The sequence below is a fragment of the Candidatus Rickettsiella isopodorum genome, assembly GCF_001881495.1.
Lineage (GTDB): Bacteria > Pseudomonadota > Gammaproteobacteria > Diplorickettsiales > Diplorickettsiaceae > Aquirickettsiella > Aquirickettsiella isopodorum.
Window position 1 is genome coordinate 67799 of sequence record NZ_LUKY01000029.1, and the last position, 20015, is coordinate 87813.

The 20015-nt window shown below is 36.5% G+C and carries 14 protein-coding genes; 12 read left to right on the forward strand and 2 right to left on the reverse strand.

Annotation, left to right across the window (positions count from 1 at the left end; all coding sequences use genetic code 11):
* Positions 1 to 83 precede the first annotated feature (83 nt).
* The 9 genes from A1D18_RS01305 (at position 84) to rsmA (ending at position 12377) form a co-directional block, all read left to right on the forward strand.
* Positions 84 to 1664: an FAD-dependent monooxygenase gene (locus tag A1D18_RS01305; RefSeq protein WP_071662016.1), complete on the forward strand. Its 1581-nt coding sequence runs from the start codon at positions 84 to 86 to the stop codon at positions 1662 to 1664.
* Between the two features lie 137 nt (positions 1665 to 1801).
* Positions 1802 to 3712, forward strand: a complete 1911-nt coding sequence (locus A1D18_RS01310) for a glycoside hydrolase (RefSeq protein WP_071662017.1) — start codon at positions 1802 to 1804, stop codon at positions 3710 to 3712.
* Between the two features lie 79 nt (positions 3713 to 3791).
* Entirely contained in the window at positions 3792 to 5723 is a 1932-nt protein-coding gene (locus tag A1D18_RS01315) for a hypothetical protein (RefSeq protein WP_143750409.1), read from the forward strand.
* Positions 5724 to 5943: 220 nt separating this feature from the next.
* The gene (locus A1D18_RS01320) at positions 5944 to 7137 is read left to right on the forward strand and encodes a multifunctional CCA addition/repair protein (protein ID WP_071662032.1); all 1194 of its coding nucleotides are present in this window, start codon (positions 5944 to 5946) and stop codon (positions 7135 to 7137) included.
* Positions 7138 to 7255: 118 nt separating this feature from the next.
* A complete protein-coding gene (locus tag A1D18_RS01325; protein WP_071662033.1) occupies positions 7256 to 8299 on the forward strand; it encodes a Leu/Phe/Val dehydrogenase in 1044 nt (347 codons plus the stop codon).
* 41 nt (positions 8300 to 8340) lie between these two features.
* The gene (pdhA, locus tag A1D18_RS01330; protein WP_071662019.1) at positions 8341 to 9432 is read left to right on the forward strand and encodes a pyruvate dehydrogenase (acetyl-transferring) E1 component subunit alpha; all 1092 of its coding nucleotides are present in this window, start codon (positions 8341 to 8343) and stop codon (positions 9430 to 9432) included.
* On the forward strand, positions 9425 to 10408 hold the full coding sequence (locus A1D18_RS01335; RefSeq protein WP_071662020.1) for an alpha-ketoacid dehydrogenase subunit beta: 984 nt from the start codon (positions 9425 to 9427) through the stop codon (positions 10406 to 10408). Before pdhA ends, A1D18_RS01335 begins: the two co-directional genes overlap by 8 nt.
* Positions 10405 to 11565 carry a dihydrolipoamide acetyltransferase family protein gene (locus tag A1D18_RS01340; RefSeq protein WP_071662021.1) on the forward strand — a complete coding sequence of 387 codons (1161 nt, stop codon included), beginning with the start codon at positions 10405 to 10407 and terminating at the stop codon, positions 11563 to 11565. The genes A1D18_RS01335 and A1D18_RS01340 overlap by 4 nt, the downstream gene beginning before the upstream one ends.
* Before the next feature lie 8 nt (positions 11566 to 11573).
* Complete coding sequence (gene rsmA / locus A1D18_RS01345) at positions 11574 to 12377, forward strand: 16S rRNA (adenine(1518)-N(6)/adenine(1519)-N(6))-dimethyltransferase RsmA (protein ID WP_071662022.1); 804 nt, start codon at positions 11574 to 11576, stop codon at positions 12375 to 12377.
* A 77-nt stretch (positions 12378 to 12454) separates the two neighbouring features.
* Here rsmA and A1D18_RS01350 read toward each other — a convergent pair whose 3' ends face one another.
* Both A1D18_RS01350 and A1D18_RS01355 read right to left on the reverse strand, forming a co-directional pair.
* Complete coding sequence (locus A1D18_RS01350; protein WP_071662023.1) at positions 12455 to 12664, reverse strand: CsbD family protein; 210 nt, start codon at positions 12662 to 12664, stop codon at positions 12455 to 12457.
* A 218-nt stretch (positions 12665 to 12882) separates the two neighbouring features.
* Complete coding sequence (locus A1D18_RS01355) at positions 12883 to 13638, reverse strand: FKBP-type peptidyl-prolyl cis-trans isomerase N-terminal domain-containing protein (protein ID WP_071662024.1); 756 nt, start codon at positions 13636 to 13638, stop codon at positions 12883 to 12885.
* An 89-nt stretch (positions 13639 to 13727) separates the two neighbouring features.
* Between A1D18_RS01355 and mnmG the strand changes: the two genes are divergently transcribed.
* From mnmG to A1D18_RS01370, 3 genes are all read left to right on the forward strand, one after another.
* Positions 13728 to 15596: a tRNA uridine-5-carboxymethylaminomethyl(34) synthesis enzyme MnmG gene (mnmG, locus tag A1D18_RS01360; RefSeq protein WP_425429435.1), complete on the forward strand. Its 1869-nt coding sequence runs from the start codon at positions 13728 to 13730 to the stop codon at positions 15594 to 15596.
* A gap of 15 nt (positions 15597 to 15611) precedes the next feature.
* Positions 15612 to 19061, forward strand: coding sequence for a transcription-repair coupling factor (gene mfd / locus A1D18_RS01365; RefSeq protein WP_071662026.1), 3450 nt, complete (start codon positions 15612 to 15614; stop codon positions 19059 to 19061).
* Positions 19062 to 19241: 180 nt separating this feature from the next.
* The coding region (locus A1D18_RS01370) for a hypothetical protein (protein WP_143750410.1) at positions 19242 to 20015 on the forward strand (774 nt) is incomplete at its 3' end.

The window sequence follows — 20015 nt, forward strand, 5'->3', positions numbered from 1 at the left end:
CCTTAAGAATTTTATCAAGCGAAATATTTGACCATTATAGCGCGGTCATTTTAATTCGTGAAAGTCTGAACTATAGTTTTTTTATGGACACCGAAGTATTGATTATTGGGGCTGGGCCCACGGGACTGATAATGGCCTGTCAGTTGCTGCGTTATGGCGTTAAATTTAGAATTTTGGACAAACAAAAGGATCAAGTACATGAATCGCGAGCTTTCGCTATTCAAGCAAAATCGATGGAAATATTTCAGAATTTAGGTTTTGCTGAAGAATTTCTGAAACTTGCACGTTCTAACGTGGATTTTGCTTTTTTTATTAATGGTAAAAAACAAATAGAAATCAATTTTCAGCAATTTCAGCATCAAGATACGCCTTTTTCTTCGGTTTATTTTCTTCCGCAAACAGAAACTGAATGTATCTTTATTGAGTTTTTAGAAAAACAAGGTATTTACATAGAGCGTCAAAAAGAATTAATGACTTTTACCCAAGGTACTAAGGGTGTGCAGGCAACTATTAAAAGCAATAGCACAGGAAGCACAGAAAAAATTGCTTGTGCCTATATTATAGGTTGCGATGGAGCCCACAGTAGTGTACGTCATATGCTTAATTTTTCGTTTGAGGGAAATGTCTATCCTCAGCTCTTTAATTTAGTTGATGCGCGTATTGAGTGGCCTTATTCGCGAAACAAATTCCTTTTTTTTCTGGGGAAAGAGGGTGTATTTGTGCACATTCCACTTACAAAGAAAATAAGTCGGGTCATGTTAGCAAAACGTTCGGCTCATTTAGAAGAAAAACTAGATATACCGAACTTAAATGATTTAGAAAATTTAGCGAGTTTGCTGACTCAAGTTTCTGTGAAACTAGTTAATCCAATTTGGATCTCTCAATTTCGCTTACATCATCGTGGCGTAAGCCAATATTATCAAAATCGGGCTTTTCTAGCCGGCGATGCGGCACATATTCATAGTCCAGTAGGCGGCCAGGGTATGAATACCGGCATACAAGATGCCACTAATCTAGCTTGGAAGCTAGCGTTAGTATTGAAGAAAGCTACTGACGTTAAATTATTAGCTACCTATGAGACAGAACGACATCCGGTTGGAAAAACTTTATTGAAAACGACGGATCAGTTTTTCTCCTTACTTACAGCAAAAGGTTTTTTTATTTCCAGGCTACGAAACTGGCTATTATCTTTTGTTATTTCATTTCTTTTTTCAAAGAAAAATTTAGAAAAGCGTTTATTCTGGTTTATATCACAATTGAATATTCATTACGCCCAAAATGAATTTAATTATGAGATCAAAGAAAAATCTCATCATGCTTTTAAAAGAGGTCCATCGCCAGGATATCGAGCACCGAACGCGCCTGCTAATGCATCAAATTTATTTATATTGCTAACGTATAAACCCTTTAATATACTTTATTTTCAGACTAAAAAGAATCAAACTCAGTTAATAGAAAAAATAAATGCCCTTATAAAAAATTATAAAGACTGGGTGCAAGTTCACACTTTTGTTTTATCTCCAGAAAATAAATTACTTTTTAAACGATATGGCGTAATTTCTTCTGCCATTTATGTCATTCGACCTGATGGCTATGTAGGATTTCGAATGAATGCAGATAAAGATTTATGGTTGGAGGAATATCTTAAGAATTTTTTTAAATAAAAAATCAAATAGTGATTTTTATTTTTAATGAGAATAACCTGAGTCTAATTAGAAACTTTACAAGTTGTAAATAGTTTGACCATTTGCTTGGTGGGATCTCTAGTTAGCTAATTTTAAATTGCTTGGAATTTTAAACGATGTGTAAAAAATTTGGGGTTTTTTTTCTGGCCATACTATTGACTAGCTCTTTAGTATCCGCTAAAGAAAACGTTATCTTAAAAACTAGAGCGGGCGAATTTACGATTGATCCAGCAAGGTTGGCTATTTTAGTTGATCCCAGTGGTGATTCAGCAGCGATTAGTTTGACACAAGAAGGTCCTTTATTTGATGAAGTAAAAGATCTAAAAGTGGATAATAAAACGGCACAATGGTATTACCCTCATCTTAAGATGCAAGTTAAAGTAGCAGCAGATGAACAAGGCCTAAAATTTTCTTTTAAAACAAGCAAAGAACAAACTTTTCAATGGCCTATATCGGGATTAACACCACAAGCTAAAGCTTTAGTTCTTCCAGATGGAGAAGGGTTATATATTCCTAATCACGATCTTTTTTGGCTTAAAGAATTTAAAAAATATCCTAGCTTATCTTTAAGTATTCCATTCTGGTCAATAGAATACGCGGATGACAATTATGTCAGTTATATTTGGGACGATCATGATGTTGATACTGATGTGCAGGTACATGAAAAGCAAACCCAACTTTATGTGATGAACGAACATCACTTTCTAAAGCGATCCCATTTTTCAGAATATACCCTATTAATCCACTTGACAGGAGATTCGCCGATAAGTCCAGCACTGGATTATCGTAATTTACTGATCAATGAAAATAAGTTTGTGTCTCTCAAGCAAAAGATACTCGAAAATGCCAATGTAAATAAATTATTAGGAGCTTTTCACATTTGGGTATGGGGTGATGGTAAAAGCTTAGTAATGTTAGATCAACTGGAAAAATTAGGTATTAAGCATGCTTTAATAAATTATGATGCGAATCCAATTCCGAATGGTTTTAACATTGAAAAAGAGTATATTCATAATGCTAAAAGCATGGGTTATTTAATAGGCCCTTATGATAGTTTTGATAATGCCCAAAATCCAAAAACTTCCGATAGTATAACCTCAACTTGGCCTAATCATTTATGGCCAGAAGCTTGTATTCGAAATCCCAATGGATCGATTTTAACTGGATTTGCAAGTCGTGGCTGTTATTTAAGCTCAGAGGCACTTCGCTTAAGAGAATCTAAAGAGAAAAATATCGCAAATCAAATCGAAAAAATGTTAAATAAAGGAGACAATACAATTTTCTTAGATTGTGATGCAGCCTATCCACTTTATGATGATTATTCAAAACATCATCCTATGATACGCGAACAAGATTTAAGTAATCGCTTGGAACGGATGCGATTTGTTGGTAGTGATCAGAAGATAGTGTTAGGTTCAGAAACGGGATTGTCTTGGGCTAATCCAACTATCGCTTATAATAATGGTGCGTTTTTGGCGTTTCCAGAAACTTTTTGGCCTGCTTTGCAAGATAAGAAGCATTTTGGAGTTTGGCAGCCTGGTTATGCTCCAAAAATTCTATTCCAAGCATATAATGCACCCGATGAATTTATTCGTGGATCCTATAATCCGCGTTATAGATTGCCGCTGTATGAAGCAGTATTCCATGATTCAGTGATTACCACTGATCGTTGGGAATTGAACGAATTAAAGATTCCAGCGATTAGAAAAATTAAAGCGTTATTACAAAATCTTTATAATGTTCCTCCGATTTGGGTGTTAGATCAAAAAACATTACAAAAAAATAAAAAATATTTTCTAGATTACTATAATTTTTTCTTCCCTCTTCATCAAATGGCTGGAATAGAAGCACTCACAAGGTTTGATTGGCTAACGGATGATCATTTAATCCAACAAACGCAATTTGGGAATCGACTTATCCTAACTGCAAATTTTTCCGATAGAGTCTATGAAAATATAGGGCCGCGTTGTATACGAGCGGAATGGAAAGAAGATGGTAGTACGTCTTTATTTTGTCCAAAAAATTAATGTTTTTATACTAGATATTTTTAATCATCTAATTTAATCTAAGTCACTTTAGTTTACCAAAATAATAAAAAAATACGGGATGACTTGTCGTAAAAAATTTATTTCAGTTTGGAATGAAATAAAGAAATTTCTTAGTTTTATGGATAAAAGGACTGCAGTGGGTCAATTAAATGATACCACTGCTTTTCCTTGGGTTTTAAATTTTTCCAAGAATTTTTCTGCGAATTATAGAAAATGTAAAAGTAATCGTTGGGATTATTTAATTTCTATTCATGCCTTTAAGAATTCTAATGAATTGATGAAACGAGTTGAAGAAGATCCAATCTATGAAAGATCCTATTTAATAAAAAAATATAATGAACGTCTATTATTTTACTCAAAGGATAAAATCAATCCTTGGATTATTGACGATACAAATGATATTTGTCTCGTGCTCAATAGAAAAAATTATTTGGAATTTGAGGCGAAATTTCAATTTTTAAAAGAAAAAGATTCTGTCAGATTTTATTCATTGATTTCAATTTGGGAGAAAATTAATAAATTCATAATTAAAAACAAAGCGATGCAATTTTTTTATTTACTTTGGTCTGGCTTTATTAGCCATGCTAATTTATTAAATTGGATTAGTTTTTTACTCTTATTATTTTCCTTGTCGCTTTATAGCTATCCGGTTATTTTTTTAATGTTAGGCATATCTTTAGTCAGCTATCTGATCGTACAGCTTGTTTTTTTGGTTAAAAAAAATTCAATAATCCTTCCGAAAATCAACCCAGAAGAATCTGAACAAATTCTAGAATCTTTAAAAATAGAAATATTTAATGAGGAAAAAAATAAGCATGAATTTAAATTGATTCATGAGATAGTTTTTGATTTTTCAAAAAAAGTAAAATTACATGAGGTTTTAAATTCAATTTCAGCTATTCAAAAAAATTTTGACCCAATTTATTATCCACGTTTAGGTATAAAACAATCCAAACTTTATCAATATTTAACAGAAGTGTATCCGAAAACACAGTTTATTGCTTCTCTAATGGTGAATTTGATCAGTGTGATACTTTATACGTATTTGTTACTTTGGGCTATTCAAAGTTGTTTGATAGTTTTAGGGGCTGTTTGTTTGGCGGGCATAATTTCCTCTCCTGTGGCAGTGGGTAGCTTGATTTTAATTGCAGCGGGGTTTTTTTTAATTCATCATCTTTGCGAATTTCTTGCCAGAGAAGTTTTTTATCAACGAACTATCTTAAATCGAATGGATGAAAAATGTGAATATCACTATAAGGATGAACAAGGTAAACAACAAGTTATACAATTAGAAAAATGGAAAAAATTTGAATATTTACAAGATAATATTTGTTATTTGCAGCTAGAATTTAAAACTTTTTTTAAAAAAAATAACTTAAACAATTTATATGATAAATTTTATAGCGTGTTTAATAGTTTGATACTAAAAAAAAATGTCTATTGTTCTAGCGAGCAAGATAAAGTATTAGGGAAAGCAAGTTCTGCTTTCAAAATAGTAAAAAAATTATTGAATCGTTTTTTTGCTTTTTCTGGAGGTGGTTTTTATGGGTATAATCTAAGCCAGCAAATCGTATGGAAAAGTAAGTTAGGACTTCATATTCTTTCTAAGACGCTTACATTGCCAATAGTACTGATCGTCATTCCACTAATTGTTATCAATGGGATTGCTAATCTAATCACCTATCATTTTCATAGTAGACAACTAAATCGTTTTGAAGTGGCAAAGAATTTAGATAGAAAACTAGAAAGTTTAGAACAAACCAATAAAAAACTTTTATTTTTAGCAGCTCTTTTAAGCTTAGAGCTTAAACATGCATCCGATCCAGTGGTTAACTTGATTGCGGATTTAGAATCCGATTTATTACTAGTCAATAAAAATATTTCTTGTAAAAAAAAACCTGATCATTTTTCTTTTTTTAAAAAGAACTCTCAAAAAATAGATACTGTCGTCGATGATAAATATTTACAAAATTTGAAATTTGAAATATAAAAGATTTATTTTAAGAATTATTTTTTTATGCTTGTCTTATTTTAAACTAAAGAATATATTTGCTTAGCTTAAATATCGAAGCAATATTCTCAATAAAAAACAGAGGAAAAAATAAGGATACGAACATCCATACCTTTCTAGTTTGGCAAATGGGCTGCTTTAGTCTATTTTATTATTTTGTTTCTAGCTAGGTTATGCAATAACTTTGAAGGAAGGCGCTTTGGAAATTTATTTGGTTGGTGGAGCAGTGCGTGATCAATTATTGGGTTATCCGATAAAGGAACGTGATTATGTAGTCGTAGGCGCAAGTCCTGAAGAAATGTTAAAGCAAGGTTTTCGCTTGATTGGGAAAGATTTTCCGGTATTTCTTCATCCTAAAACTCATGATGAATATGCATTAGCACGCACAGAGCGAAAAATTGGTCCTGGTTATAAAGGCTTCTCCTGCTATGCAGCGCCGGATGTTACACTCGAGGATGATTTGCTACGTAGGGATTTGACCATTAATGCGATGGCACAAAATAGCAGTGGCCATATTATTGATCCTTTTCAAGGACAAAAAGATATCGATAATAAGATGTTGCGCCATGTCTCTCCCGCCTTTAGTGAAGATCCCGTACGTATTTTACGCGTTGCACGCTTTATGGCGCGATTTTCTCCATTAGGCTTTCGAGTAGCTAAAGAAACCATGGAGTTAATGAAGGCTATGGTATCTGTTGGTGAAGTGCAAGCGCTGGTGCCGGAACGAGTTTGGCAAGAATTTTCTACTGCACTCACTGAACCTGCACCACAAGCTTTCATTAGAACTTTATATGATTGTGGTGCGTTAGCAGTATTATTTCCTGAGCTGCAAGCGTTATATATAAAATATGAACGTATAGCCGACCCAAGATCGCAAGGTCATAGTTATTTATCCGTTTTAGAAAAAGCAGTGGTCTTGACTGATGATCCCCAGGTACGTTTTGCAGCAATACTTTGTGATTTAGGTAAGGGTGTAGCAAAAGAAGAAACTCAAATGGGAATTCATACGATACAAACATTATGCCAGCGTTATCGTATACCCCATGCTTATGTTTCTCTGGCAACGACAGCCGCTGCATACCACTTGCTTTGTCATCGCGCATTAGATCTAGATGCACAATCGTTATATGTTTTACTGGAGAAAACGGATGCATTTAGACAATCTTCTCGTTTAGATCAATTTTTATTAGTTTGCGAAGCAGACTTTCAAGCTTATTCTGGATTAGGTCACATAATTTATTTACAAAAAGATAGAGTATGGGCGGCGTTCGTTACTGCTAAAAAAGTATCTGCCAATAAGATAAAAAAATCGGGTATAACCGGCGCAGCATTGGGGAAAAAATTGATTGAACATCGTATTAAGGCTATATCAGATTTTTTACAAAAAATATAAACTATTTTCTGCTAAAAAAACACTAGCATTAGAGCCCTTCTTTTTTTCCAATTGAAATCATTGCATGCATGAGCAGAGTCTCTTAGAATGTGGGCTCATTTATGATCCTCTTTTATTTATGTTAAGTGATGAACTACTCAGCTATGCAAAAAAACTCGGTTTTGGCGAACTTTTTTTTAAAATAGATCAAGTTAATCAACTTTGTGCCATTGTAGCGATACATAGCACGCGCTTAGGTCCTGCCTTAGGGGGATGCCGTTTTATTGAATACACATCCATAAACCTTGCTATTCATGATGCCTTACGTTTAGCGCAGGGGATGAGTTACAAAGCAGCATTAGCCAATTTACCTTTAGGTGGTGGCAAAACGGTGTTAATGCGACCTAAAGAACTGTCAGATCGTAGCGCCTATTTTCGCGCATTGGGTCGTTTTGTGAATGAATTTAAAGGACGTTATATTATAGCGATGGATAGTGGTGTGGTGATTGAGGATATGGATAGTATTGCGCTCGAAACTCCCTATGTCGTCACTACTTCTAAGCATAAAGGCAATCCTGCGCCTTATACTGCTTTAAGTGTATTATATGGCATTGAGGCGGCGGTTAAATTTAAACTTCATCTTGATCATTTAGAAGGCGTGCATGTTGCTATCCAAGGGTTGGGACATGTGGGGATTGCTTTAGCCAATGCATTGCGAAAAAAAGGTGCTCGTTTAACTGTTTGTGATAATAATGCCGAGTTAATGCAACATTACGCAAAAGATTTACAGGCTACTATTGTGGAGCCAGATGAGATTTATGCCATTGAATGTGATGTTTTTTCTCCTTGTGCTTTAGGAGCTGTATTGAATGATGAATCAATTTCTCAACTCAATACGGCGATTGTGGCAGGCTCCGCTAATAATCAATTAGCCGAACCTCGACATGCGAATTTATTGCATAAAAAAAATATTTTATATGCTCCGGATTATGTTATTAATTCGGGAGGCTTGATTTATGCTTATGCGGAATATCAAAATCGCTTGAATCGAGCACATGTGGTGCAACACATATCGACAATTTATAGTACACTCTTAGAAATATTTAGGTGTGCACATGAGGAAAATAAATCCCCCAGTAGGGTTGCTGATAGCTTGGCTGAATCACGATTAAATAGTATTTAAAAAATATTTCGATCAGGTAGCACTTTTAAAAAGAGGTTAATATGAGCGAGGTTGCGAGATTCTCTATTGAGTATACTCGTTTTTTGGATCCTAAAGGCGAAGCTCAACAAGATTTGCCAGCATTTACGCATAATCTTCATGAATTGTTAAAATTGTATCAGCAAATGATGTTCACGCGTCTTTTTGATTACAAAGCGGTAGCCTTACAAAGAACAGGTATGCTCAATACGTATGCTTCGACACTTGGACAAGAGGCCATTTCTGTTGGGATAGGTGCGAGCATGCAAAAAGAGGATGTCTTGTGTCCTTTTTACCGAGATTATGCTGCCCAATTGATGCGCGGTGTGAAAATGAGTGAGATTCTTAGTTATTGGAAAGGAAATGAATGGGGAAATCATTTTAGTGAATGTCCTTTAGATTTCCCTATTTGTGTACCGATAGCGACTCAGCTTTTACATGCCGCAGGTGTTGCAACGGCGTTTAAACTTCGCAAACAAGCAAGAGTTGCCGTATCAACCTGCGGAGATGGGGCTACCTCTGAAGGTGATTTTTATGAAGCCTTAAATATTGCTGGCGTTTGGCAATTACCCATAGTATTTGTCATTGATAATAATCAATGGGCAATTTCTGTGCCGCGTAAACATCAATCTCACGCACGAACTTTAGCGCAAAAGGCCATTGCGGCAGGAATTCATGGTGAACAGGTTGATGGAAATGATGTGATTGCCATGAAATTTGTAATGGATAAGGCGCTTAGCAAAGCACGTGATGGGCATGGTCCGAGTCTCATAGAAGCGTTAAGCTATCGATTATGTGATCATACTACTGCTGATGATGCGAGCCGCTATCGTCGTGAGGAAGAATTACAGCAAGCATGGCAAGAAGAACCCTTAAGACGTTTAAAAAATTATTTAATTAATCAGAAAAGTTGGTCGGATGAAGAAGAGGAAAATTTTAAAAAAGAATGTGAAAAAAAGATCGAAATCGCTGTAACTGAGTATCTTTCCTTAGCTAAACCGGCAGTCACTGATATATTTGATTATCATTATGCAGAATTACCACATGATTTAATTGAACAACGTATCGAAGCTGAGGCATTGTTTATGTTAAGCAAGGATCGCGTCGATGGTTGAAATAACATTGATAGAAGCGATTACACAGGCATTAGCCTATGAAATGTCTGTTGATGAAGAAGTTGTTTTACTGGGTGAAGATATTGGTATTAATGGGGGTGTATTTCGCGCAACAACTCAATTATTCAAAAAATTTGGTGCCAATCGTGTTTTGGATACTCCTTTAGCTGAGTCTATGATAGCGGGTCTTGCGATTGGCATGGCAACACAAGGCTTAAAACCGATTGCTGAATTCCAATTTATGGGATTTAGTTATCCAGCGTTCGATCAAATTATCAATCATGCGGCGCGCTTTCGTAATCGTACTCGTGGACGTTTACATTGCCCTTTAGTGTTTCGTATGCCCTATGGTGCAGGGATCCACGCACCTGAGCATCATTCTGAGAGTACCGAAGCGCTTTTTTCACACATTCCAGGTTTACGTGTGGTGATTCCTTCATCACCAGCACGCGCTTATGGTTTATTGCTGGCCTCGATCCGTAATCCTGATCCAGTTATTTTTTTAGAACCCACCCGTCTTTATCGTTTAAACAAACAAAAAGTAATCGATACCGGTGAAGCGTTGCCGTTAGATCAAAGTTTTATTTTAAGAGAAGGGAACGATATCACTTTGATTAGTTGGGGGGCGATGTTGCATGAAACTTTATTAGTTGCGGATAAGTTATTGCAAGAAAAAGGAAGGCATGCTGAAGTCATTGACGTTGCTACGATTAAACCTTTAGATATTAATACGCTTTTAACCTCTGTAGAAAAAACTGGACGATGCATCGTCATCCATGAAGCCGCCCGTTATTGTGGTGTAGGTGCAGAAATTGTCGCACAATTGAGTGAAAAAGCATTTCTCTTTTTACAGGCACCACTACAGCGTGTTACCGGTTACGATGTAACGGTTCCTTATGCGCAATTAGAAAAACAATATTTACCCAGTGTCACCAGAATTTACAATGTAGTTGAGCAAACATTGGAGTTTACATGACGACGTTTAACTTGCCTGACCTAGGTGAAGGCTTGCCGGATGCTGAAATTCGAGAATGGTACGTCCAGCTAAATGACGTTATTAAAGTGGATCAGCCTATGGTGGCGATGGAAACCGCAAAAGCATTGGTGGATATTCCTGCGCCTTTTAGTGGGAAAGTAACTAAAATTTACGGGAAAAAGGGTGATATCATTAAAACGGGCCAGCCTTTAATTGATATCGAAGGGGAAAATCCAATAAAGAAAACCACTGATCAAGCCACAGTCGTGGGTAATTTGCAATTAGGTGATACTATTATTGAAGAATCTCCGCTAGGAGTCCAACCTAAGCAACAATCCATGCCGCATCAGAATGGGATTAAAGCAACGCCGGCGATTCGTGCATTAGCAAAAAAGTTTCAAATTAACTTAAATGATTGTAGAGGAACAGGTCCTGATGGACAAATTCTCATCGCTGATATTGAAAAAATGATGCAGAAAAAGTCCAGTAAAGAGTCTGCATCACCATCAAATTTTTTATCTACAGCAGGTTATGAACCTTTACGCGGCGTTCGCCGTGCAATGGCAATCGCAATGCAACAATCACAGCTATCTATCGTGCCAGTAACTCTGGTTGACGATGCGGATATTCATGCTTGGCCAGAAAAAACAGATATTACTTTACGTCTCATTCGTGCCGTTATGGCGGCTTGTCAGCGCGAACCAAAACTTAATGCTTGGTTTAATGAGTCACAATTGGCGTTATGTCAACATAGTCAGATTGATTTAGGTATAGCGATGGATGCACCCGAAGGTTTATTTGTTCCGGTGTTAAAAAATATTGCTCAAGAAAGTGCAGTCAATTTAAGGAAAGCCATCGATAAATTTAAAATAGAAGTAAAAAATCGTAGTGTTTCACCAGAAGATTTAGTAGGAGCGACTTTTGTCTTATCTAATGTAGGGGTTTTTGCGGGTCGTTATGCTACACCTATCATTATTCCGCCTATGGTTGCCATTTTAGCTATTGGACGAATTCATGAAAAAGTTGTTTCCGAACAAGGGAAAATCAGTGTGCATAAACAATTGCCTTTATCTTTAACCGTGGATCATCGTGTTATCACCGGCGGTGAAGCGGCACGATTTTTATCGGCTTTAATGATTGATTTACAAGCAGCGTGATGTAAATAATGTCATCTTTACCTGCACGTAAACGCTTCGGCCAACATTTCCTGCATGAAAGTTTTATTATTGATAAAATCGTGCAAGCGATTTCACCTAAAAAAAACGATCATATGATTGAGATTGGGCCAGGTTTGGGTGCGCTAACTGAACGATTATTACCTCATCTTAAAAATTTAGCCGTGATAGAGCTAGATAGAGACCTCATTCCTTTATTAGAAGAAAAGTGTGCAGTGCTTGGAAAGTTAACTGTTTATCAAGGAGATGTTTTAAAAATTGATTTTCATACCTTGAGTAAGACTAAGCAGATTTGGCGTTTAGTGGGGAATCTTCCTTACAATATTTCGACACCTTTATTGTTTCATTGTCTTGAGCAAGCCAACATTATTCAAGATATGCATTTTATGTTACAGAAGGAAGTAGTCGATAGGATAAGCGCACATCCAGGGCAAACCAGTTATGGTCGTTTAAGCGTGATGATTCAATATTATTGTCAAGTAGAAAAATTATTTAATGTGAAGCCAGGTGCTTTTCAACCACCCCCAAAAGTAGATTCGGCAGTGATTCGACTTATTCCTTATAAAGTATTACCTCATAAAGCCAATGCCCCCTTACTATTTGCTGAAATAGTCAAAAATGCATTTAATCATCGACGAAAAATGCTACGTAATAATTTAGCGCACTGGTTAAAAGAGCAAGAATTTTCACAGCTGAAAATTAATTCGACGTGGAGACCAGAACAACTGACTATTAGTGATTATGTTAAATTAGCTAATTTTGTGGCTGAAAGAAATGAGTTAAAAAAAAATTAGCTAACCACAATCCCACTTCAATAAATTGATGTGGGATGATGATTAGATTAAGAATTTACTGGTTTTAAATGAAAAGTTTAATGATGGTCTTTGTGTTTGTTAAAAAATTCATGAAGTTCTTTCTCCGCTTGTTCCTTGCCAATACCATACCGTTCTTGAATTTTTCCGACTAATTTTTCTTTATCACCATGTAATTGTTCCCAATCATCATCGGTTAATTTAGCCCACTTTTCACGAAGCTTACCTTTTATTTGATTCCATTTTCCCTTTAGCTCTTCTGGATTCATATCTTCCTCCTTAAACTGAGATGAAAATTATATTCTTTGCACTTGAGTTTTTTTTCTGTGTGTATATTAAAAAACTATTTCCGTTAATTTTTATCTCATCCAGTATAGCTTAAGTTCAAAGACATTCAAGTTGGCGAATGTCGATTCATTTTATTCTAAATCCATCATAACGATATTTGTACACTGCCGCTTCATCAATAGGATGGATTTAATTCAATTTATGCGTTTTTCTTTACTTCAATAAGATGAATAGTAAATACGAGTGTTTGATTAGGCCCAATCGCTTTATCAACACCATGCTCTCCATAAGCAAGTTGTGGTGGAATAACGACTTGGTAGGTTGCCCCTGGTTTCATGATCTTTAAAATTTCTATCCAACCAGGAATCACATTATTTAGAGGAAAAGTTACCGGTTCTTTTGATTTTTCAAAAACGGTACCATTAATATAGCTTCCGGTGTATTCAACTTTAACCATAGAAGTATCAGTTGGGCTTTCACCGCTGCCAGGTTGTAGTATTTTATATTGAATTCCACTTTTGGTAGTGATAACACCGGGTTTTGTTTTGTTAACCGCTAAAAAGGAATCACCTTGTTCTTTATTTTTGAGACTAATGCCTTTAAATTCAGCTTGTTTTTTGTTAATCAATTCTTGTTGAAAGTTTTTCAAAATATCCGCCATTTGTGCTTGGGTTAATAAAAGTTTTCCGTGAGCGCCATCGGCCAATCCTTTTTCTAACGCAACTGGATCGACATCAATGCCTTGCTCTTTAAAATTTTCAGCCAAATCAGCGCCAATACTATAGCTTATTTGACCTTTGATCGTCTTTAGTAAAGGAGAGTTAGTGACTATTTTGGGGAAAGTAACGGTGGGTTTAAGTTGATTAACCGTAACTGGAGGGGTACTCTGTGCAGCCAGTACGTTTGAGCTGATGAGTAAACTAGCCAGGGCAGTCAATACAGGTAATCTTGTCATTGGATTTCCTCTTGAGAGACGGTATTAAAAACCGATAGTTTGCCCTAACTTTCGTTAGAAAACTATAGTTAATTAACAAAAATTTTAAAATTATGCCATTTTCAACAGAATATGATGTCATTATAGTCGGTGGAGGTCATGCCGGCACCGAAGCGGCTTTAGCGGCTGCGCGCGTAGGCGCGTCGACTTTATTATTGACACATAACATTGAAACCTTAGGGCAACTTTCTTGTAATCCCTCGATAGGGGGGATTGGAAAAAGCCATTTAGTGAAAGAGATTGATGCTTTAGGTGGCATTATGGCTTATGCGGCTGATCGGGCAGGAATACAATGGCGTACACTGAATGCCAGTAAAGGTCCTGCAGTACGCGCAACAAGAGCACAGATGGATCGGTGTTTATATAAACAAGCGATTCGTAACGCTTTGGAGAATCAAGCTAATTTATTTATTTTTCAACAGAGTGTTGATGATGTAATCCTTCAGTCTAATCGCATCGTCGGTGTGATGACGCAAATGGGATTGCGTTTTTATGCAAAGACTGTCGTGCTGACAGCCGGTACATTTTTAGCTGGAAAAATTCACATCGGTTTGCAGCAAGCTCAAGGAGGGCGTGCCGGTGACCCAGCCTCTAATTCTTTAGCTGAAAAACTGCGTCAATTACCTTTTCGGATTAAGCGATTAAAAACTGGAACGCCTCCGCGTTTAGATGGTCGTACGATTAATTGTGAAATTTTATTAGAGCAGCCGAGTGATAATCCTTTGCCGGTATTTTCGTATTTAGGAAAAGTAGTACAACATCCTGCGCAAATAAGTTGTTTTATTACTTATACCAATGAAAAAACTCATGCAATAATTCGTTCAGGTTTAGATCGTTCCCCTATTTATAGTGGCGTAATAGACGGTGTAGGTCCACGTTATTGCCCCTCTATAGAAGATAAAGTAGTGCGCTTTGCGGACAAATTATCCCATCAGATTTTTCTTGAACCTGAAGGTCTTAATACGCATGAAGTGTATCCAAATGGTATTTCGACCAGTTTGCCCTTTGATATACAATGTGACTTAATACATAGTATTAAGGGCTTAGAACAGGCACATATTACACGTCCAGGTTATGCCATCGAATATGACTTTTTTGATCCACGTGATCTTTTTCCATCTTTAGAGTCGAGATTACTGGAAAATTTATTTTTTGCGGGGCAGATCAATGGAACAACCGGGTATGAGGAAGCGGCTGCACAGGGACTTATTGCGGGTTTAAATGCCGCTTTAAAAGCGCAAGAAAAATCAACGTGGTGTCCTCGTCGCGATGAGGCTTATATTGGTGTATTAATTGATGATTTGATTACACAAGGAACACTTGAACCGTATCGGATGTTTACGAGTCGAGCTGAATATCGTTTACTGTTGCGCGAGGATAATGCCGACTTACGTTTAAGTGAGTCAGCCTATAAATTAGGACTAATCAATGAAACTCGTTGGAAATACATCAATGAGAAGCGCGCTACCTTAGAACAAGAACAACAACGATTAAAACAATTTTCGATTAAGCCCAATACGACTTTAAGTGCAGCAATAGAAGCACTTATAGGACAAGTTTTAACACGTGATTATCGAGTTTCTGAATTATTAACTCGGCCAGAATTAAATTATGCCGATTTAATGAAGGTTGAAGGTTTGGGTCCAGGAATTGCTGATCTAGCTATTTCAGAACAAATTGAGATTCAAGCGAAATACCAAGGTTATATTGATCGGCAATTAGTGGAAATTCAACGACAAGCACGTTATGAAAATATTACTTTACCCCTTACTTTGGATTATAACCGAGTTAAAGGTCTCTCTAATGAAGTGAGAGAAAAATTAATTCAGCACAAACCATTAAATTTGGGACAAGCGTCACGTATTCCGGGTATTACTCCTGCGGCAATTTCCTTGTTGTTGGTCTACATAAAAAAGTAAAATAAACTAAGCTTTATGTCTATTTCTGAATTTTTAAATTTTTCCATTCCCACTGAGCCAAATCAGCGTTTACGCTTAAGTAATCTACAGCAAGATAGCCTTGCCTTAGCATTAAATCAGATAGCCGATAGTTATGAAGGCACAATTTTAATTGTTACACCGGATAACCTAATGGCAAATCGGCTAGAAGCGGCATTAAAGTTTTTTTCTCCGCAGTTAACCGTCATAAACTTTCCTGACTGGGAAACATTGCCTTATGATCATTTTTCTCCCCATCAAGATATTATTTCGCAACGACTTTCGACCTTAGCTCAATTATATGATGTTAAGCGGGCTATATTGTTGGTCCCTATTACCACCTTAATGCAGCGTATTGCTCCGCTGAGTTATATCCAAGCGGCAAGCTTGAGTATGACTTGTGGTGAAAAAAGATCGATCGAGGAGTTGCGAAAAAATTTACAATTAGGAGGTTATCACGGTGTATCGCAAGTTTTAACCCGTGGCGAATTTGCTGTACGCGGATCCATTTTAGATATTTTTCCCATGGGTAGCGATTTACCTTTTCGTGTTGATTTTTCTGATGATGAAGTGGATAGTATTCGCCATTTTGATCCCGATACACAGCGCTCTATAGGAAAAATAGAAAAAATAAATTTGCTTCCGGCACGTGAATTTCCTTTATCAGAATCTGCAATCAATTTTTTTCGCCAACAGTGGCGTGAAAATTTTGTCGGTAATCCTTTAAATTGCCCTTTGTATGAAGCTGTGAGCGAGGGACGTGCTCCAGCCGGAATAGAATATTATCTCCCATTATTTTTTCCGAAAACACAATTATTGATTGATTATTTGCCAAAGAAAGCTTTAATTTTACAAATTAATAATGCTCAGTTAGCAGCAGAAAATTTTTGGAAGGAAATTAATGAACGTTATGAACAACTTAGACATGATATAGAGCGACCCATCTTAGCCCCCAAGCAACTTTATGTGGAAGTCGATACATTATTTACGCGATTAAAAGAATTTCCAAGAATATTGTTACAACAAGCCCCTGCAGAGTCTGCTGATCCTTATCATTCGCTGGTTAAGAAATTTCCTAATTTAACGGTTGATCATAAGCTTGAACAACCGTTAGAACATTTAAATTTATTTCTAAATGAATTTTTAATGAATTTACAAGCGCGTGTTTTATTTTGTGTGGAAAGCGCAGGTCGTAGGGAAGTGTTGCTGGATTTACTCAATAAATTTTCTATACACGCTCATCGCTGTGAAACTTGGCAAGAATTTCTGCATGCTCCTGAACCTATTCATATCATTATTGCGCCATTAGAAGAAGGCTTCTATTTAGAGAACCCCCCTTTGGCATTAATTAGTGAAGCACAGTTATTTGGTAACCAGATTATTCAAAAACGTCAAACTAAAACTAAAAGTGTAGATGCACGTACGATTATTCGAAATTTAGCGGAGTTAACCGAGGGTAATCCAGTTGTTCATATTGATCATGGCGTAGGACGTTATCGAGGTTTACAGCATTTAAAAATAGATGATCAGGAAAATGAATTTTTGATAGTCGAGTATGCTGCAAAAGCAAAATTATATGTTCCAGTTTCTTCGCTTAATTTAATTAGTCGTTACAGTGGGAATGATAGTGAGCATGCGCCTTTGCATCAATTAGGTTCTGACCAATGGGAAAAAACCAAGCGTAAAGCGGCAGAACAAATGCGGGATGTGGCCGCTGAATTGCTCGATATTTATGCCCAACGCGCTGTGCACAAGGGTTACGCTTTCCATCTGCCTGAGCATGATTATCAAGTATTTGCTGCACAATTTCCTTTTACAGAAACACAGGATCAAGAACAAGCTATCCAGCAAGTTATTAAGGATATGATTTCAGAACGCACCATGGATAGATTAATTTGTGGCGATGTTGGTTTTGGCAAAACAGAAGTTGCGATGCGTGCTGCATTTTTAGCGGTGCAATCCAATAAGCAAGTCGCCATACTTGTTCCAACCACCTTATTAGCCCAACAACATTATCAAAATTTTAGTGATCGTTTTGCTGAATGGCCTATACAGATTGAAATGATTTCACGTTTCCGAAGTGTTGCGTTACAGAAAAAAATTCTAGAACGCTTGCAAATCGGGAAAATTGATATTTTGATAGGCACACACAAATTATTAAGTAAAGAGCTACAATTTCCTCGGTTGGGTTTATTGATCATCGATGAAGAGCACCGCTTTGGGGTACAACAAAAGGAACGTTTAAAAGCATTACGTGCTGAAGTAGATATTTTAAGCTTAACTGCAACACCTATCCCACGTACCTTAAATATGGCTTTATCCGGTTTACGTGAATTGTCTATTATTGCTACACCACCGGCACGACGGTTATCGATCAAAACCTTTGTACAAATGCGTAACACCCGTTTGATTCGTGAAGCCATATTGCGTGAATTACTCCGTGGGGGCCAGGTTTATTTTTTACATAATCAAGTCGATAGCATTGAAAAAACGGCAAGAGAATTAGAAACATTAGTACCAGAAGCACGTGTTCAGGTGGCCCATGGCCAATTACGTGAAACGCAACTCGAACGCGTGATGGCAGATTTTTATCATCAACGCTTTAATGTATTGGTTTGTACGACCATCATCGAAACCGGCATTGATGTGCCATCGGCTAATACTATTATTATTGATCGAGCGGATAAGTTTGGTTTAGCACAGCTACATCAATTACGTGGCCGAGTGGGACGCTCTCATCATCAAGCTTATGCGTATTTAATGACACCTCCTAAAGAAATTATGACGGCTGATGCGATGAAACGTTTAGAAGCCTTTACTTCTTTAGAAGATTTGGGCGCTGGTTTTACCTTAGCCATGCATGATTTAGAAATTCGAGGTGCGGGTGAAGTTTTAGGTGAACAGCAGAGTGGTAATATGCAATCGATAGGATTTTCACTCTATATGGAATTACTCGAGCAAACGGTGGCTGTATTGAAATCGGGTAAAGAGCCCGCACTAAAACCGGTTAGTCATGCTGTCGAAATTGATTTGCAAATCTCCGCGTTGATCCCAGAAAACTACTTACCTGACGTACATACTCGTTTAGTGCTTTATAAGCGTATTGCCCATGCTAAAAATGAACAAGAATTAGAGCAATTACAGGTAGAGATGATCGATCGTTTTGGCTTATTGCCTCAGGCACTGAAAAATCTATTTCAATTAAGCGAGTTGAAATTACTTGCGCAAAAAATTGGTATTACAAAGATTGTGTCTGGACCTCAGGGAGGTCGCATTGAATTCAATGAAAAGCCTAATATCAATCCCACCGCTATCATTCAGTTGATTCAGAAAAATCCGGCATTGTATCAGCTTGACGGTCCTGCTCACTTACGCTTTAGCTTTGCACAACCCACACCTGAATTAAGAATAAAAAATCTTTATAGCGTGTTACATAAATTTATTTGATATTCACGGTAATCTTTATAGGATTTATAAAATACTTTCTTTATTTATACTCATGAATCATTTAAAATTATTAGGTTTATATTTTTTTTAAATAATTTAATTTTAAAACTTAGTGTCTTGAATGTTTTTATTACGAAAAGTATAATAGAAATTAAATAATTTAAATGTGATAAAAAAATTATGCCAAATAAAAAAAACATAAAAAAAAATAAATTAATTACAGGACTTGAAAAAAATATTTCAGAAAATGAATCAATTAATCAATGGCGAGAGGAGAACAAGCTTCCAACTCAAAGTTCTCTTGATGCAGGGAAGGTGATTAATACAGGAAATTTATCACATTGGCAAATTCCGTCGGTACCTTGTTCTTCTAATCTTAAACATGAAGCTTCTGTTTCCCTGTCTCCCCGCTCTCCTAATCCTAAACGGCATTTAAAACCTAAAAAACCTGCAATATCAACAACTCCTCCTGGATATATTCGCTTACCTAATCCTAACCGTCATTTAAAACCTAAAAAACCTCCACTACCAACGGATAAAATTTCTGAAATGTTGCAATCAATGAAGCTAAAAGTGCGCAACGAGACTCAAAATCTAAGCACTCGCGATTGTTTTACACTTAACCCTACATTTTCCAAATCTTTTTCTACTTCTGCGACACAGCAAAATTTTGATAGCTCCCTTCCCAATTTTTCTTATGGACATGATAACTCATTAGCTCAAGCAGAGTCTAAATCTACTTTTCCTGTTGCAAATTATTCTGAAGAATCTGAATTTGGGGAACCGGCTGAACTTGGATATCCATCGTATGTCTTCGTAAAACAAAAAGGACATACGGATACGGGAGCGGAATCTAAATTTGGGGAACCGGAATCTTATAATGATGAACAAGAAGAGTATTTTGAAAACCCAGAGTATGTTCCTTATGAGGAAAGGGATAATAATCCTTCTGGG

Coding starts and splice junctions, on each gene's coding strand:
- A1D18_RS01305 (WP_071662016.1), top strand. CDS start 84: ATGGACACCGAAGTATTGATTATTGGGGCTGGGCCCACGGGACTGATA.
- A1D18_RS01310 (WP_071662017.1), top strand. CDS start 1,802: ATGTGTAAAAAATTTGGGGTTTTTTTTCTGGCCATACTATTGACTAGC.
- A1D18_RS01315 (WP_143750409.1), top strand. CDS start 3,792: ATGACTTGTCGTAAAAAATTTATTTCAGTTTGGAATGAAATAAAGAAA.
- A1D18_RS01325 (WP_071662033.1), top strand. CDS start 7,256: ATGTTAAGTGATGAACTACTCAGCTATGCAAAAAAACTCGGTTTTGGC.
- pdhA (WP_071662019.1), top strand. CDS start 8,341: ATGAGCGAGGTTGCGAGATTCTCTATTGAGTATACTCGTTTTTTGGAT.
- A1D18_RS01335 (WP_071662020.1), top strand. CDS start 9,425: ATGGTTGAAATAACATTGATAGAAGCGATTACACAGGCATTAGCCTAT.
- A1D18_RS01340 (WP_071662021.1), top strand. CDS start 10,405: ATGACGACGTTTAACTTGCCTGACCTAGGTGAAGGCTTGCCGGATGCT.
- rsmA (WP_071662022.1), top strand. CDS start 11,574: ATGTCATCTTTACCTGCACGTAAACGCTTCGGCCAACATTTCCTGCAT.
- A1D18_RS01350 (WP_071662023.1), bottom strand. CDS start 12,664: ATGAATCCAGAAGAGCTAAAGGGAAAATGGAATCAAATAAAAGGTAAG.
- A1D18_RS01355 (WP_071662024.1), bottom strand. CDS start 13,638: ATGACAAGATTACCTGTATTGACTGCCCTGGCTAGTTTACTCATCAGC.
- mfd (WP_071662026.1), top strand. CDS start 15,612: ATGTCTATTTCTGAATTTTTAAATTTTTCCATTCCCACTGAGCCAAAT.